Origin of the sequence: Paenibacillus sp. 203 (assembly GCF_037027525.1) — a bacterium.
GTDB lineage: Bacteria > Bacillota > Bacilli > Paenibacillales > Paenibacillaceae > Paenibacillus > Paenibacillus polymyxa_B.
In genome coordinates, this window is record NZ_JAXCHD010000074.1 from 1 (window position 1) to 283 (window position 283).

The 283-nt window shown below is 38.5% G+C and carries 1 protein-coding gene; it reads right to left on the minus strand.

Annotated elements, in window-relative coordinates:
* Window positions 1-103 precede the first annotated feature (103 nt).
* Window positions 104-283: hypothetical protein (locus WA407_RS26455; RefSeq protein ID WP_336078744.1), on the minus strand; the 180-nt coding region annotated here is incomplete at its 5' end.

Here is a 283-nt window from a genome sequence, read left to right on the forward strand (position 1 = left end):
TTTACACAAGATCAGCTTAAAGGAATATTCTAAAACGCAATTTCGTTTCGGTATCCAGTTTTCAAGGTGCAATATTCTCTCCGGCTTTAACCCCGGAAAAACATCATATCAAATTCCTCAACACTTGGATACAAGTATATTTTGGAATCTTTATGTGAGAGTTTGAGCTCTCAAAACTGAGCAACGAGTGAGTAGTTTTTGAAGCTAATGCTTCATATTTGAATGTTTCCATTGCAGGAAACGATTCTCCATAGAAAGGAGGTGATCCAGCCGCACCTTCCGA